Genomic DNA, 13,708 nt, shown 5'->3' on the forward strand with positions numbered 1-13,708 from the left:
CCCGAAGCGTTTACAGAAGTCGGTCAGAAAGTTTCTGGTTCACTTTCCGAAATATTACCGTGACATTGCCGAAGCGTTACGGTAGGCTCCGGCACGTAGTAATGTCAACAGATCTCCGGAAAGAGCGGCATGCTGGCGGTATCCGCAGCTCATCGGGGATGGCCAGGTTTCCGATACTTTCCGAAAACTTGTGGAGGTGCGAGATTTCGGTGCGCCGAGCCACGCTCGCGGACGTCGCGGCGGCAGCCGGAGTGTCGGTGCCCACGGTGTCCAAGGTCCTGAGCGGCAAGAAACACGTCTCCGCCGCCACCCGGGACAAGGTCCTGGAGGCGGTGCGCGCCTTCGGCTACGAGGCGCCGCGCCCGCCCTCGACGCCCCGGGCCGGCATCGTCGACCTGCTCATCGACGGGCTCGGCTCGCCGTGGGCGCACGTCGTCGTGGACGGCGCCGAGCGGGCCGCCGCCCGCTGGGGGTTCTCGCTGGTGGTGACCTCCTCCGCGCGGCCCGACTTCGACCTGCGGCGCTGGATCGGCATCATGCGCAAGCGCGGCACCGACGGCATCGTGCTGGTGCTCTCCCGCGCGGGCGCTGAGGAGATCCGGGCCATCGAGGAGCTGCTGCACGTCCCGCTGGTCCTGCTCGACCCGGTGGGGCAGCGCGACCCGCGCCTTTCCGCCGTCGGCGCCACCAACTGGAACGGCGGCGTCCTCGCCACCACCCACCTGCTGGAGCTCGGCCACACCCGCATCGGCTTCATCGGCGGGCCGCTCGACGTCCAGTGCACGCTCGACCGCTACGAGGGCTATCTCGCCGCCCACCGCACCTTCGGCATCGAGCCCGACCCCGGGCTGACCCGCTACGGCGACTTCCTCGTCTCCGGCGGCAAGCGGCACGGGGCCGAGCTGCTCGACCGCGACGACCCGCCCACCGCCGTCTTCGCCGGCTCCGACCTCCAGGCCGCGGGCGTCTACCAGGCGGCGGCCGAGCGCGGCGTCCGGGTGCCCGCCGAGCTGTCGGTGGTGGGCTTCGACGACTCGCCGCTCTGCGCGACGATGTCGCCGCCGCTCACCACCGTGCGCCAGCCGCTCGACGAGATGGCGAACGAGGCCGTACGGCTCATCAGCGAGGAGCTGACCCACCCGCGCGGCCCCGCGGGGACCCGCATCGAGCTCGCCACCACCCTCATCCTGCGCGCCAGCACCGCCCCGCCCGCCGGAGGCTGACCTAGTTGGCGCAGTCCTGGGTGTTCAGGGCCAGCGCGATCTCGTAGATCCGGTTCTTGGAGTTGACCAGGAACGCGTAGTACGCCTTCGGGTTGCCGGGGACCTTGATGTACGGGTAACCGCTGGCGGCGGTCTTCAGCCCGGGGTAGGCCTTCTTGAGGCTGGTGAGGGTGGAGCCCAGGCCGATGCCCGCCGGGGTGCGGGCGCCCTTCGGCGCGAAGATCATCGCGACGCCGCGCTTCTTCGAGATGTAGAGCCCGACCGCGTTCTTGCCGGCCGGGTGCGCCTTCAGCTCCCATCCGGTGCAGGTCTCGGAGTCGAAGGTGCGCTTATATCTGACCTTGCCCGTGGCCTGGGCGGCCTTGGCGCTCATGCCGAGCCGGACGCCGCCGTACCCGTGGGGGCCGAACGTGCCGGGAGCCGTCGCGGCCGTCGCGGCCTGTGCGGTGGGGGCGGCGGCCAGCAGGAGCCCAGCGGCCAGCGCCGTCGCCAGCGCGGCACGAGCCGTCGTGTGTGGTGTCATGCACGGTACGACGGCCGAACGGGCCCTCAGGTTCACTCCGGATTTTGAGGGACTGCGGCCCGCGTTTATGAATAATTCTCGTAATAACCCTCGAATTTCCGCCGGTGGAATTCGCTGACGATTTCCTGTGGAGTCACGGTGGAGAACTGGTAAAAGTGAAGTCAAGGCAGTCCCGACCGACCAAGGATCGTCATGATTACACCGGATCTCCTGGTCGGCGCGTTGCTCGGCGGTGTGCTCGTGGCCGTCGTACTCGCGCTGACGGGCGCCCTCCTGTGGCAGGCCAGGGCCAGACGCGCTGCTCTTCGAGCCCGTGACGTCGCCCGGCGCGAGACCCGCTCCGCCGAGCAGAAGGCCGAGACGGCGCGCAAGAATGCCGAGAGCGCCGCGCAACAGGCCGAGATCAATAAAAAATGGTACGACGCCGCTGTGAGCGAATACGGCCGCCTCGTCGAGCGGTTGCGCGCGGTGGCCGACGTCGAGGCCGGGCATCCCGCCGTGGAAATCCCGGGGCTCCTGAACGAGTGCCTCGCCGAGACCGCCGTCGCCGCCCACTGCCGGGAGGCCGAGAGCCTGTTCAGGGAGCGCGCCGCTGCCATCCGCGGCGACGTCGCGGCGGCCGCGCGCTCGGGCGTGCGCGGCGTCGCCGACACCGCACAGGCGGCGCTCACCCGGCTGCAGATCAAGATCGACGAGGAGCTGGACGACCACGCCGGCACCCCCCGCTACCACCAGGGTCTGATCGAGATCGACCACCTGGCCACCCAGGCGCTGCACAGCCTCCAGCGGCTGCGCATCCTGGCCGGCTCCTGGCCGGGCGTCCAGCGGGAGGACTGCACGTTCAGGGAGATCGTCGAGAGCGCCAGGGGCCGCATCGGGCCCTACCTGCGGGTCGACTACACCTACCACCCCGACGCCGGGGAGGTGGTGGTCGAGGGGCGGGTCGCCGAGCCCATCATCGTCGCGCTGGCCGAGCTGCTGGACAACGCCACCAGCTACTCCGACGACCGGGTCGACGTCTACGTCCAGGCCGTGCAGGCCGGTTACCGCGTCGTCGTGGAGGACCGCGGGCTCGGCATGAACGGCTTCCAGCGGGCCGAGGCCGAGCACCTGCTGGCCGGCGACACGCCCATGGACGCCGCCGCGCTCAAGGACGAGCGGCGGCTCGGGTTCGCCGTCGCCGGCCGCCTGGCCCACGACTACGGCTTCCGCGTCGACGTCGGCGCGCCGTCCAGCAGCGGCGGGGTCAAGGCGGTGTGCCTCGTGCCAACTCACATGATCATCAGCATCCCGCCCTCGACCGACCCCGCCGCTCTCGGCCCCGGCCATCCCGACTGGGCCACCGTCCCCGACGACCTGCTCCCTCCTGACCCGACGCCCGTCACCGCCCCTCCTCCGGAGGAGGAATCGGGGGAGACGGACGGTGCCGAGGCGCCCTCGACCACGATGTCCGGGCTGCCGAAACGGCGGGTACGGGTGCCGGAGGGCAGAACCGCCGCCCCGCCCGGGCCGATGAGGGGCGCCGTGCCGGCCGACGATCTGGACGGCGGCATGGAGTCCATCTTCGAAGCGCTCCGCGCCGCGTACGCCGACCGCGACCCCGGCGGTGAAGCCGGCCGTGACACAGACCGTGACACAGACCGGGACACAGACCGGGACACAGACCGGGACCCCGTCCGCGACCCCGACCGAGGACAGCACCAGCCATGACCACCCAGCCCACCGCCGACACCATCGACATGACCGGGCACCTCAACCGCCTGGTCACCGAGAACGACGGCCTCATCAACGCGATGCTGTTCACGACCGACGGCCTGCTGCTGGCCCGCTCGCACGGCCTCAGCAGGGAGGAGGCCGAACGCACGGCCGCGATGATGGCGGGCCTGCAGTCGTTGCAGCGCCAGCTCGCCGGCTTCTGCGGCATGCCCGCCGAGCAGGAGCTCGCCGCCCCCTGGCGGCACATGATCAGCGACCTGTCGGACGTCACCGTGCTGCTGTTCGCCGCGGGCGAGCGCACCGGGCTGGCCGCGGCGGTCCGCGGCGGGTCCACGACCGGGCCGGTCGCCGTGGCCATCCAGGCCATCATGAAGACGATCAGGGGCCTGCAGCCGGTGCTCGGCGCCAGGGAGCGGGGCAAGCCGTCGTGACCGGGCCGCGGCCGAGGCGGGCCGGGATGGTGCGTTCGCACACCGTCACCGGCGGCGGCGCCGCCGCGTCCCGCTCCGCCCTGGACGAGGCCACCCTGCTCATCGCCGACCCGCACCGGTCGCCGGCCGGTCTCGGCGCGCACGCCCAGCGGGCGATGACGCTGTGCCGGCCCGGCGTGCTGTCGGTCGCGGAGGTCGCGTACCACCTGCGGTTGCCCGGCGCGGTGGTCAAGATGATCGTCGCCGGGCTGGTCCACAGCGGCCACCTGAGCGCCCGGGCCCCCTACACGCCCGCCGCCGGGCGGCACGACCTCGACTTCCTGCAGCAGGTGCTCGATGCCCTACACAAACTCTGACCGCTACGTCCCCGCGGCCGCCCGCCCCGTCAAGATCGTGGTGCTCGGGCCGTTCGCGGTGGGCAAGACCACGTTCATCGGCACCGTGTCGGAGATCCGGCCGATGCACACCGAGGAGCGGCTGACCCAGGCCGGCCAGCTCGTGGACGACCTCGACGACCTGCGGGGCAAGAGCACCACGACAGTCGCCATGGACTTCGGCCGCCTCACGCTCACCCCCGACATCGTGCTCTACCTGTTCGGCGCGCCCGGCCAGCGGCGGTTCAGCGGCATGGCCCGCTGCCTCATGGAGGGCGCGCTGGGCGGGCTCGTCCTGGCCGACACCCGCCGCCTCGACCAGAGCTTCCCGGCGATCGACCTGCTGGAGCAGGCCGGGCTGCCGTACACCGTCGCGATCAACCACTTCGCCGGCGCGCCCCTGCACCGCGAGGCCGAGCTGCGCGAGGCGCTGGCCCTGCCCGGTGACCGCGCGCTGGTCAGCCTCGACGCGCGCGAGCTGGGCTCGGCCAAGCAGGGGCTGATCGCCCTCGTCACCGCCATCATCACGCAGTCCCGTCTGGAGCCCGCCCGATGACCATCCCCGCAGCCGCCGGCGTCCGCCTGTACGGCGAGGAGTTCGCCGCCCGCCCCGAGGACGCCTACGACAAGCTGCGTGCCGAGGGCCCGGTGGCCTGGGCGGAGATCGCCCCGCACGTGCGCGCGCTCGTCGTCGTCAGCCGCCGCGCCGCCCGCGACCTGCTCAACGAGGCCGAGACGTACAGCAAGGACAGCCGTATGTGGGGCGACCTGGCCCGCGGGCTGGTGCCGCGCGACAGCCCGGTGCTGGCCCTGATGGCCTTCCGGCCCAGCCTGCTGTACGCCGACGGGGAGCGGCACGCCCGGCTGCGGCACGCCATGGACGACTGCCTGGCCCGGATCAACTTGCACCGCCTGCGCGACCGCACCCGCGGCCACGCCGGGCGGCTGATCGCGGAGTTCGCCCGCGACGGCCACGCCGACCTGATGAGCCAGTTCGCCGACCTGCTGCCGCTGCTGGTCTTCGCCGACCTGCTGGGCTGTCCCGCGCCCATGGTCGAGCGCATGGTCACCGGCTGTCAGGGCATGATCGGCGCAGGACCGCAGGCCGAGCAGGCCGCGGCCGACCTCGCCGCCGTCCTGGCCGAGATCATCCAGCTCAAGAGCGACCGGCCGGACGACGACTGCACCACCTGGATGCTGGCCCACCCGGCGCGGCTCGGCCACGAGGAGATCCTGCACCAGCTCGTCGTCCTCATCGGCGCGGGCACCATCCCGACCGCCGCGTGGATCGCCTCCACGCTGCGGCTGCTGCTCACCGACGACTCCTACGCCGGCGACCTGTCGGGCGGCGCGGTCACCGTCCGGCGGGCCATGGAGCAGGTGCTGTGGACCCGTTCGCCCATGGCCAACTTCTCCGTCCACTACGCCCGCCACGACACCTCGCTGCACGGCGTGCCGATCCCGGCCGGCGTGCCGATCCTCATCAGCCACGCCGCCACCGGCACCGACCCCGCCGCGCCGCAGCCCGGCTACGGCAACCGCTCCCACCTGGCCTGGTCGGCGGGGCCGCACCGGTGCCCGGCCGAGAGTCACGCCGCGATCATCGCCCAGACGGGCGTCGAGGCGCTCCTCGGCCACCTGTGGGACCTCGACCTCATCGACCCGTACACGCCCAACCGGCACGGCCCGTTCCACCAGTGCCCCGCGAGCCTCGGAATCCGCTTCCGCCCCCAAACGGCAGACACCCTCACCCCCTCGTCCCTGCCGAACGCTGGAGGTCTCCGTGACCATGGCACCGATCCCCCTCGACACCACCGGCCTCCGCCTGTATGAACAGGCCGACCACCTGCGCGCCGCCGGCCCCGCCGTGCGGGTCCTGCTCCCCGGAGACCTCGTCGCCTGGTCGGTGACCAGGGGCGACGTGGTCAAACGGCTCCTCACCCATCCCGACGTCTCGAAGGACGCCCGCAGGTCGTGGCCGGGTTACCGGCCCTTCGCGATCGCCTGGCTGACCGCCTGGGTCGACGTGGTCAGCATGTTCACCGCCGACGGCGACGACCACCAGCGGCTCAAGGACCTCGTCGGCCGGGCCTTCACCGCCCGCCGCATCGACGCGATGCGGCCCGCGATCGAGGCGATCGTGACCTCGCTGCTCGACGAGCTCGCTGCCTTACCCGCCGACCGGCCGCTCGACCTGCGTTCCCTTTTCTCCTATCGCGTCCCCACCCGGGTCATCTGCGACCTGTTCGGTGTGCCGGACGACCAGCGTCCCGCGATGCTCGCGACCATCGACGCCGTGCTCGACACCAGCCTCGGCCCCGACGAGGCGGCCGAGGTGCAGCGGGGCATGTACGCCGCGATCCACCGGCTGGTCGCCACCAAGTCCGCCCGGCCCGGCGACGACATGACCAGCCTGCTGCTGACCACCCAGCAGCGCGACGAGGACCGGCTCAGCATGGACGAGCTGGTCAGCACGCTGATCCTGATGATCGGGGCGGGCAGCGAGACGACCGTCTCCCTCATCGACCACGCGGTCGTCGCCATGCTCACCCATCCGGACCAGCTCGCGGCCGCGCGCGAGACCCCCGGACGCTGGGCCGACGTGATCGAGGAGAGCCTGCGCCTGCATCCGCCGGTCATGCACCTGCCGCTCCGCTACGCCACCGCCGACCTCGACCTGGGGGAGGGCGTGACCATCGGCAAGGGGGAGCTGATCATCATCGGGTTCGGCGCGCACGGCCGTGACCCGGCCGTCAACCCCGATCCCGGCCGCTACGACATCGACCGGCACGACCGGCAGCACCTGGCCTTCGGGTACGGCATGCACTTCTGCCTCGGGGCGCCGCTGGCCAGGCTGGAGGCGGGCGTCGCGCTGCCCGCCCTGTTCGGACGGTTCCCGCGCCTTGCGCCGGCGTGGCCGGTGGGCTCGCTGACGCGGCAGCCGTCGTTCATCGGCAACGACGTCCGCGACCTGCCGGTGTTCCTCGGGCCCGCCGCCGCGTAGGCGGGGGCCGCCGGCCTGTCCGGACCGGGGGCGGGCCGGCGGCCTGCCGCTGGATCAGCCCCGGCGGAGGCGGAGGAGGTCCTCGGCCTGTTCGGTCACCTCGTCCACGGTGATCGCGGCCACCCAGGAGGCGTCGTGCGGGCACCGTTCCGCCCGCAGGTCCACGCCGCTCGCGCCGCAGCGGGGGCAGGCGATGACCCAGGAGACCAGCGGCCGGTGCCTGGCCCGGGTGAGCGGGCCCGCGTTGACGAGGTTGCCGCACCAGTACAGGCCGATCGTGGCGGCGCCGACGGCGGCGGCCAGGTGGCGCGGGCCGGTGTCGTTGCCGATGACCAGGTCGCAGCGTTCGTACAGGGCGGCCAGTCCGCCGATGCTGAGCGTGCCCACCAGCGGCGTCGCGGGGCGGCGCATGGCGGCGGTGACCTCCGCCACCAGGTCCGCCTCCTCGGGTGTGCCGGTCACCACGACGGGACGGCCGAGCCGGTCGCCGACCGCGGCGAACGAGCGGGCCGGCCAGCGCCGCCGCGGGTCGGTCGCGCCCGGATGCAGGGCGACCAGGCCGGGCGGCGGCTCGCCGAGCACGGCGCGCAGCTCGGCCCGGTCGGTGCCGGTGACCGCCACGCGCGGCTCGAACTCCCGCGCGCGGGCCCCGACCAGCGCGGCCGCCTCCAGGTAGCGCAGGGTCTCGTGCTGGTAGTAGTGGTACGGCAGCCAGCGGTCCAGCGGCTCGGCGTCCGGCGTGCGGAACCCGGCGGTGACGCGGGCGCCGAGCCGCCGCAGGAACGGGTTGGAGTGCCGCCCGCCCCCGTGCAGCTGCACGGCCAGGTCGAAGCGCCGCTCGCGCAGCCGCTCGACCAGCTCCTCCGGGGCCGGACGGGCCTCCGGCCGGGTGGTGAGCCCGGCGATCGGCGGCATGGCGACCACCTCGTCCACCGGGCCGGGCCGCCCGGCGAGGAAGGCCGCGTGCCAGGCGTTGCCCAGCAGGACCAGCCGGGCGTCCGGGTAGGCGTCCTTGATCGCCGTGATGGCGGGCAGCGTCACGACGAGGTCGCCGAGCGCGTTGGCGCGCAGCACCGCGATCGTCCGCACCCCGTCGAGCAGCCCCGTCATGACGACCGTGGTGCCCGGCTCCTACCTGGGCAAACTACGCGGCGAGCACCCTGGCGGCGGCGTCGAGCACCTCCTCGACGGTGATGCGCAGCAGTGCCGGGTCCGGCACGTCCGTCTGCACCTCCCGTTCGCCGCCGCCGTGCCACAGGGCGGCGTGGACCGGCTTGCGCGGCGGGCCCCAGATGCGCGGCGAGGCCGGGCCGAACAACACGACCGACGGCCGTTCGTACGCGCTGGCGAGATGCGCCATCCCCGTGTCCCCGCACACCACCAGCGCCGCCCCGCGCACCAGCGCCGCCAGCGTGTCGAGGCCGGTCCGCCCGGCCAGGTTCGCCTGCTCCGGCAGCCCGGCCAGGGCGGTCACCCGGGCCGCGCGCTCCCGTTCGGCGGCCGTGCCGGTGACGACGACGTCGTGGCCGGCCATGACGAGCGCCGCCGCGACGGCGGCGAACCGCTCCGGCGGCCACCGCTTGCTGCCGTAGGCCGCGCCGGGATGCACGACCGCCGCCCCCGGCCGGGGGCTCCGGGCGGGCGGCGGCGCGAGCAGCAGGTCGGCCTCGTCCGGATCGCCGCCGTCGGAGCGGACCAGCCGGCACCACTTGGCCACCTCGTGCTCCACGTCCCGCACCGCGGGCCCGTCCGGGTGCCCGGCCTCGGGACAGGCGAACGCCACCAGCCGGCGGGGGCGGGTGCCGCACACCGCCCGTACGCTGTCCGGCAGCACGCCGTGCAGGTCCACGGCCACGTCGGGGGCCACGACGGGAGGCGGGCGGAGGCTGCGGTGCGGGACGACCTCGTCCACGGCCCCGGTCAGCCGCGCCAGCGGCCGGAGCGCCGGGTTGACGGCCAGCAGCAGGAGGTGGTCCGGGTAGCGGCGGCGCAGCCCGCGCAGCGCCGGCACGGTGACCAGCAGGTCACCGAGGTTGAGCGCGCGCAGCGCCAGCAGCCTGGGCGCGGCCTCCTGGGCGTCGGTCACACCCTCCGCTGCCCGTGGCCGGGCAAAGACAATCCCGCCCGCGGTCCGGAAGCGGTCAACACCCAGGACCCGCCCGACGCCCGGGGGTACACCACGGGCGTGAGCAGCGCCTCCTACGAGATCGACCGGACCGCCGTCCTCCTCGTCGACCCGTACAACGACTTCCTGTCCGAGGGCGGGAAGATCTGGCCACGGGTACGGGAGATCGCCGAACGGGTGAACCTCCTCAGCCACCTGCGCGCGATCACCGCCGCCGCGCGGGAGGCCGGGATGCTGGTCTTCATCGTCCCGCACCGGCAGTGGCGGCCCGGCGACTACGACGACTGGGACCATCCCAACCCCACCCAGCGCGGCATCCAGGAGCGCCACTCCTTCGAGAAGGGCGCCTGGGGCGGCGAGTGGCGGGCGGACCTCGTCTCGCCGGGCAGCGACATCGTGGCCAAGCAGCACTGGGCGCAGAGCGGGTTCTCCAACACCGACCTCGACCTGCTGCTGCGCCAGCACGCCATCACCCACGTGATCCTCATCGGCCTGCTGGCCAACACCTGCGTCGAGTCGACCGGCCGGTTCGCGATGGAGCTCGGCTACCACGTCACCCTCGTCAGGGACGCGACCGCGGCCTTCAGCGCGGAGATGATGCGCGCCGCGCACGAGCTCAACGGGCCGACGTTCGCGCACTCCATCACGACGACGGAGGACCTGCTCGCGGCGATCAGCTCCGCCCGCTGACCGCGACCGAGCGCTCAAGGAGCGCCTGGGCCGGATGTTCAGCTCCGCCTACCGCGAGCGCGTGGCCGAGCTGCTCCGCGTCGTGGTCGCGCGCGGCCGGCGGGTGCGCGACGAGGACGTCGTACGCCGCCGGCTGGGCGCCGTCCCCAACCACCCGCCGGTGCCGCTCGCGAACTGTCGAGCCTTCTGGGTCAGGCGTCGCCGGTCGAGCCGAGGAAGCCCTGCTCGCTCAGCCAGTCCGCGGAGACCTTGCCCGGCTCCTCACCCTCGACGTCCACGCGGGCGTTGAGCCGCTGCATGGTGGCGTCGTCCAGCTTCGCGATCACCGGCTGCAGCACCTTCTCCAGGGCGGGGTGCTTGTCGTAGGTGTCCTGGCGGACCGTGACGGCCGCGTTGTAGTTCGGGAAGAACTTCTTGTCGTCCTCCAGGACGGTCAGGCCGAGCGCGGCGATGCGGCCGTCGGTGGTGAACACCTCGCCGAAATCGCAGACCTGGCCCTTGTCGGTCTCGGTGTAGACGACGCCGGTGTCGAGCAGGCTGACCTGCTTCTTCGGGATCTTCATGCCGTACGCCTTGGACAGCCCGGGCAGGCCGTCGTCGCGGGTGGAGAACTCGGTCTCGATGCAGAGCGTGACCGCCTCGGGCGTGGTCTCGGCCAGCTTCGCCACGTCGGACAGCGTCTTGACGCCCAGCTCCTGGGCCTTCTCCGAGCGGATGGCCAGGGCGTAGGTGTTGTTCAACGGGGTGGGGCCGATCCAGCGGATCTTGTTCTTGGACAGGTCCTCGTCGGCGGTGGCCTTGAACTGCCCGGCGGAGTCCTGGATCGGCTCGGTCTTCTTCAGGTGCTCGATCCAGCCGGTGCCGGAGTACTCCCAGTAGAGGTCGATCTCGCCGGCCTCCAGCGCCTTGCGGTTCGGCGCCGTACCGCCGAGGTTGGTCTTGTCGACGACGTCGGCGCCGTGGGCCTTGAGCAGCTGAGCGGCGATCTTGCCGAGCACGATGTTCTCGGTGAAGTCCTTGGAGCCGACGACGAGCTTGCTGCCCGCCAGTTCGTTGCCCGCGCTGCCGGATTCGACGGCGTCGGCGGTGCCGCAGGCGCTCGCGCCGGCGACGGTCAGCGCCGCGGCGGCGAGCAGGGCGAAGGTCGTCCTGAGGGGACGGGGGAGCATGAAAAGGCCTCTCGGTTGTCCAGTACGGTCAGATGCCGCGTGGTTTGAGCAGGTTCTCGGCCAGGCTGGCGAGCCAGTCGATGAAGAAGGCGACGCAGGCGGTCAGCACGCCGCCGACGATGGTGACGGGCATGCGGTTGAGCTTGAGCCCGTTGATGATCAGCTCGCCGAAGCCGCCCGCGGCGACGAAGGCGCCGAGCGTGGCGACGCCGACGGTCAGCACGAGCGCGGTGCGCAGCCCCGCCAGGATCGCCGGGACGGCGAGCTTGAGCTCGACGCGGCGCAGGATCTGTCCCCGCGTCATGCCCATGCCGCGGGCGGCCTCGATGAGCGCCGGATCGACCTGCTGCACGCCGACCATGGTGTTGCGCAGCACGGGCAGCACCGCGTACGCGACCAGGCCGACGAGCGCGGTCTGGAAACCCACGCCCATCAGGAACGTGCACAGCACCAGCAGGCCGATGCAGGGAACGGCCTGGCCGAGGTTGCCCAGGGTCAGGATGACGGGGGCGATGAGCCGGTTGCGGGCGCGGGAGGCGGCCACGCCGAGCGGGATCGCGATGAGCACGACGAGCGTGGTGGCGGCCAGCGTCATCTGCAGATGCTCGACGGTCTTGGCCAGGATGACCGCGCGGTTGAGGCTGCGCTGTTCGATGGAGTCGAGCTCCAGCGTGCCCACCCACACGTACAGGGCGAGCAGGGCGGCGGCGACGGCGGCGGGCGTGATCAGGTGGCGGGCGCCGCGCGGGACGCGCCGTACGGGGGCGAGGGGCAGGGTCTCAGCCGGCGCGGTCTCAGCGGTCACCGGCGACCAGCTCCTCCCGCGACCGGTTCCCGACGGCCGCGCACAACGTCGCGTAGCTCAGCACGCCGGCCGTCGAGCTGCACCGGTCGGTGCCGTGGGCGAGCATGAGGTCCAGCGCCTCGCGCAGGCTGGCGTCCGCCGCGATCTGGGGCAGCAGGGGGTCGGGCAGCGGGTCGGTGGCCGCGACGTCGGTGACCCGCAGCAGCGCCAGCCGCTTGAGCGTGGCGTCCTGGCCGATGAAGCCCGCCACGTAGTCGTCGGCGGGGCGGTCGAGGATGGCGGCGGGGGTGTCGTACTGGGCGATGTGGGACCTCTCACGCAGGACGGCGATGCGGTCGCCCAGCTTGATGGCCTCTTCGAAGTCGTGGGTGACGAAGATGATCGTCTTGCGGAGCTGCTTCTGCAGCCGGACGAACTCGTTCTGCAGATGCTCGCGGGTGATCGGGTCGGTGGCGCCGAACGGCTCGTCCATGAGCATCACGGGCGGGTCGGCGGCCAGCGCCCGGGCGACCCCCACGCGCTGCTGCTGGCCGCCGGACAGCTGGCGCGGGTAGCGGTCGTGGAAGGCCGACGGCTCCAGGTGCACCAGGGCGAGCAGTTCCTCGACGCGGGCGGCGATCCGAGGCTGCGGCCAGCCGAGCAGCTTGGGGACCAGGCCGATGTTCTGGGCCACGGTCAGGTGCGGGAAAAGGCCGACCTGCTGGATGGCGTAGCCGATGTGGCGGCGCAGCTCGTCGGGGTTCAGGCTGAGCACGTCGCGCCCGCCGATCCGGATCTCGCCCGAGGTGGGCTCGACCAGCCGGTTGATCATCTTCATCGTGGTGGTCTTGCCGCAGCCGGACGGGCCGACGAAGACGACCAGCTCGCCGGCCGGGATGTCCATGGTGACGTTGTCCACCGCGGGGGCCGGCTGGCCCGGATAGTGCTTGGTCAGCGCGCGCAGCTCGATGCGCACGCCCTCGGCGTCACGGTCGGACAGGTCACGGTCGAACACGAAGCCCCCTCGGGGTGGTCAGGTGGCGGACGGCGGCGAAGAACAGGTCGAACAGCACCGCGATGATCACGATGCCGAGCGTTCCCGCGAGCGTGGCGTTGAGCGAGTTCACCGAGCCCAGGCGGGAGAGGCCCTCGAAGATCTGGTTGCCGAGCCCCGGCCCGTCGACGAAGGCGGCGATGGCGGCGATGCCGATCGCCATCTGCGTCGAGATCCGGATCCCGGTCAGGATCAGCGGCCAGGCGAGCGGGAGCTGGACGCGCAGCAGCAGCCGCGGGCGGCTCAGGCCCATGCCGCGGCCGGCCTCGACGGTGGCGGCGTCCAGGCCGCGCAGGCCCGTCACGGTGTTGCGGATGATCGGCAGGAACGCGTACGCGATGAGCGCGATCAGCGTGGACCCCCAGCCCAGCCCGGTCAGGGGGATGAGGAGGGTGAGCAGGGCCAGCGACGGGACGGTCAGGATCGCCGCCGAGACCGCGATCGACCCTTCCCGCACGCGCGGCGAGCCGTGGCCGAGGACGCCGACGCCGATGCCGATCACGCTGGCCAGGACGATGGCGATCGCCACGACCAGGGCGTGCTCGGCGGCGGCCAGCGAGAGGGTGTCCCAGCGGGAGACCACGTACTCGCCAAAACTCATACGAGGACCACCTT

General features: G+C 72.6%; 16 protein-coding genes. 8 read left to right on the forward strand and 8 right to left on the reverse strand.

Annotation, left to right across the window (positions count from 1 at the left end; translation table 11 throughout):
* Positions 1-209 precede the first annotated feature (209 nt).
* The gene (locus tag SMD20_RS05565) at positions 210-1,223 is read left to right on the forward strand and encodes a LacI family DNA-binding transcriptional regulator (RefSeq protein WP_329575711.1); all 1,014 of its coding nucleotides are present in this window, start codon (positions 210-212) and stop codon (positions 1,221-1,223) included.
* Between the two features lies 1 nt (position 1,224).
* On the opposite strand, the gene SMD20_RS05570 is transcribed toward SMD20_RS05565, so the two are convergent.
* Entirely contained in the window at positions 1,225-1,746 is a 522-nt protein-coding gene (locus tag SMD20_RS05570; RefSeq protein WP_329575714.1) for a hypothetical protein, read from the reverse strand.
* Positions 1,747-1,938: 192 nt separating this feature from the next.
* On the opposite strand from SMD20_RS05570, the gene SMD20_RS05575 reads away from it, so the two are divergent.
* Genes SMD20_RS05575 through SMD20_RS05600 form a run of 6 tightly spaced genes read left to right on the forward strand, consistent with a single transcriptional unit; the run spans position 1,939 to position 7,271 of the window.
* Complete coding sequence (locus SMD20_RS05575; protein ID WP_329575717.1) at positions 1,939-3,456, forward strand: hypothetical protein; 1,518 nt, start codon at positions 1,939-1,941, stop codon at positions 3,454-3,456.
* Complete coding sequence (locus tag SMD20_RS05580; RefSeq protein ID WP_329575720.1) at positions 3,453-3,893, forward strand: roadblock/LC7 domain-containing protein; 441 nt, start codon at positions 3,453-3,455, stop codon at positions 3,891-3,893. Before SMD20_RS05575 ends, SMD20_RS05580 begins: the two co-directional genes overlap by 4 nt.
* Before the next feature lie 26 nt (positions 3,894-3,919).
* Positions 3,920-4,249 (forward strand): DUF742 domain-containing protein, encoded by a 330-nt coding sequence (locus SMD20_RS05585; RefSeq protein ID WP_329575723.1) that lies wholly within the window; start codon positions 3,920-3,922, stop codon positions 4,247-4,249.
* The gene (locus SMD20_RS05590; protein WP_329575725.1) at positions 4,230-4,823 is read left to right on the forward strand and encodes a GTP-binding protein; all 594 of its coding nucleotides are present in this window, start codon (positions 4,230-4,232) and stop codon (positions 4,821-4,823) included. Before SMD20_RS05585 ends, SMD20_RS05590 begins: the two co-directional genes overlap by 20 nt.
* Complete coding sequence (locus SMD20_RS05595) at positions 4,820-6,100, forward strand: cytochrome P450 (RefSeq protein WP_329575728.1); 1,281 nt, start codon at positions 4,820-4,822, stop codon at positions 6,098-6,100. Before SMD20_RS05590 ends, SMD20_RS05595 begins: the two co-directional genes overlap by 4 nt.
* Entirely contained in the window at positions 6,057-7,271 is a 1,215-nt protein-coding gene (locus SMD20_RS05600; RefSeq protein WP_329592441.1) for a cytochrome P450 family protein, read from the forward strand. The genes SMD20_RS05595 and SMD20_RS05600 overlap by 44 nt, the downstream gene beginning before the upstream one ends.
* Positions 7,272-7,325: 54 nt before the next feature.
* Here the strand turns inward: SMD20_RS05600 and SMD20_RS05605 are convergent, their stop codons facing one another.
* Together SMD20_RS05605 and SMD20_RS05610 are read right to left on the reverse strand one after the other, a co-directional pair.
* On the reverse strand, positions 7,326-8,381 hold the full coding sequence (locus tag SMD20_RS05605) for a glycosyltransferase family 9 protein (RefSeq protein WP_329575731.1): 1,056 nt from the start codon (positions 8,379-8,381) through the stop codon (positions 7,326-7,328).
* Positions 8,382-8,415: 34 nt separating this feature from the next.
* A complete protein-coding gene (locus SMD20_RS05610) occupies positions 8,416-9,357 on the reverse strand; it encodes a glycosyltransferase family 9 protein (RefSeq protein ID WP_329575733.1) in 942 nt (313 codons plus the stop codon).
* Between the two features lie 99 nt (positions 9,358-9,456).
* On the opposite strand from SMD20_RS05610, the gene SMD20_RS05615 reads away from it, so the two are divergent.
* Positions 9,457-10,086 carry a cysteine hydrolase family protein gene (locus tag SMD20_RS05615; protein ID WP_329575735.1) on the forward strand — a complete coding sequence of 210 codons (630 nt, stop codon included), beginning with the start codon at positions 9,457-9,459 and terminating at the stop codon, positions 10,084-10,086.
* On the opposite strand, the gene SMD20_RS05620 is transcribed toward SMD20_RS05615, so the two are convergent.
* From SMD20_RS05620 to SMD20_RS05640, 5 genes are read right to left on the reverse strand one after another with little or no spacing between them, the layout of a single operon-like run.
* Entirely contained in the window at positions 10,070-10,240 is a 171-nt protein-coding gene (locus SMD20_RS05620; RefSeq protein WP_329575737.1) for a hypothetical protein, read from the reverse strand. The genes SMD20_RS05615 and SMD20_RS05620 overlap by 17 nt on opposite strands.
* A gap of 37 nt (positions 10,241-10,277) precedes the next feature.
* A complete protein-coding gene (locus SMD20_RS05625; protein WP_329575740.1) occupies positions 10,278-11,255 on the reverse strand; it encodes a glycine betaine ABC transporter substrate-binding protein in 978 nt (325 codons plus the stop codon).
* A gap of 28 nt (positions 11,256-11,283) precedes the next feature.
* Entirely contained in the window at positions 11,284-12,060 is a 777-nt protein-coding gene (locus tag SMD20_RS05630; protein ID WP_329575742.1) for an ABC transporter permease, read from the reverse strand.
* Positions 12,050-13,054, reverse strand: coding sequence for an ABC transporter ATP-binding protein (locus SMD20_RS05635; protein WP_329575745.1), 1,005 nt, complete (start codon positions 13,052-13,054; stop codon positions 12,050-12,052). Before SMD20_RS05635 ends, SMD20_RS05630 begins: the two co-directional genes overlap by 11 nt.
* Positions 13,041-13,694, reverse strand: a complete 654-nt coding sequence (locus SMD20_RS05640; RefSeq protein WP_329575749.1) for an ABC transporter permease — start codon at positions 13,692-13,694, stop codon at positions 13,041-13,043. The genes SMD20_RS05635 and SMD20_RS05640 overlap by 14 nt, the downstream gene beginning before the upstream one ends.
* Positions 13,695-13,708: the final 14 nt, after the last annotated feature.

This window comes from Nonomuraea sp. LP-02 (assembly GCF_036289125.1).
Classification (GTDB): domain Bacteria; phylum Actinomycetota; class Actinomycetes; order Streptosporangiales; family Streptosporangiaceae; genus Nonomuraea; species Nonomuraea bangladeshensis.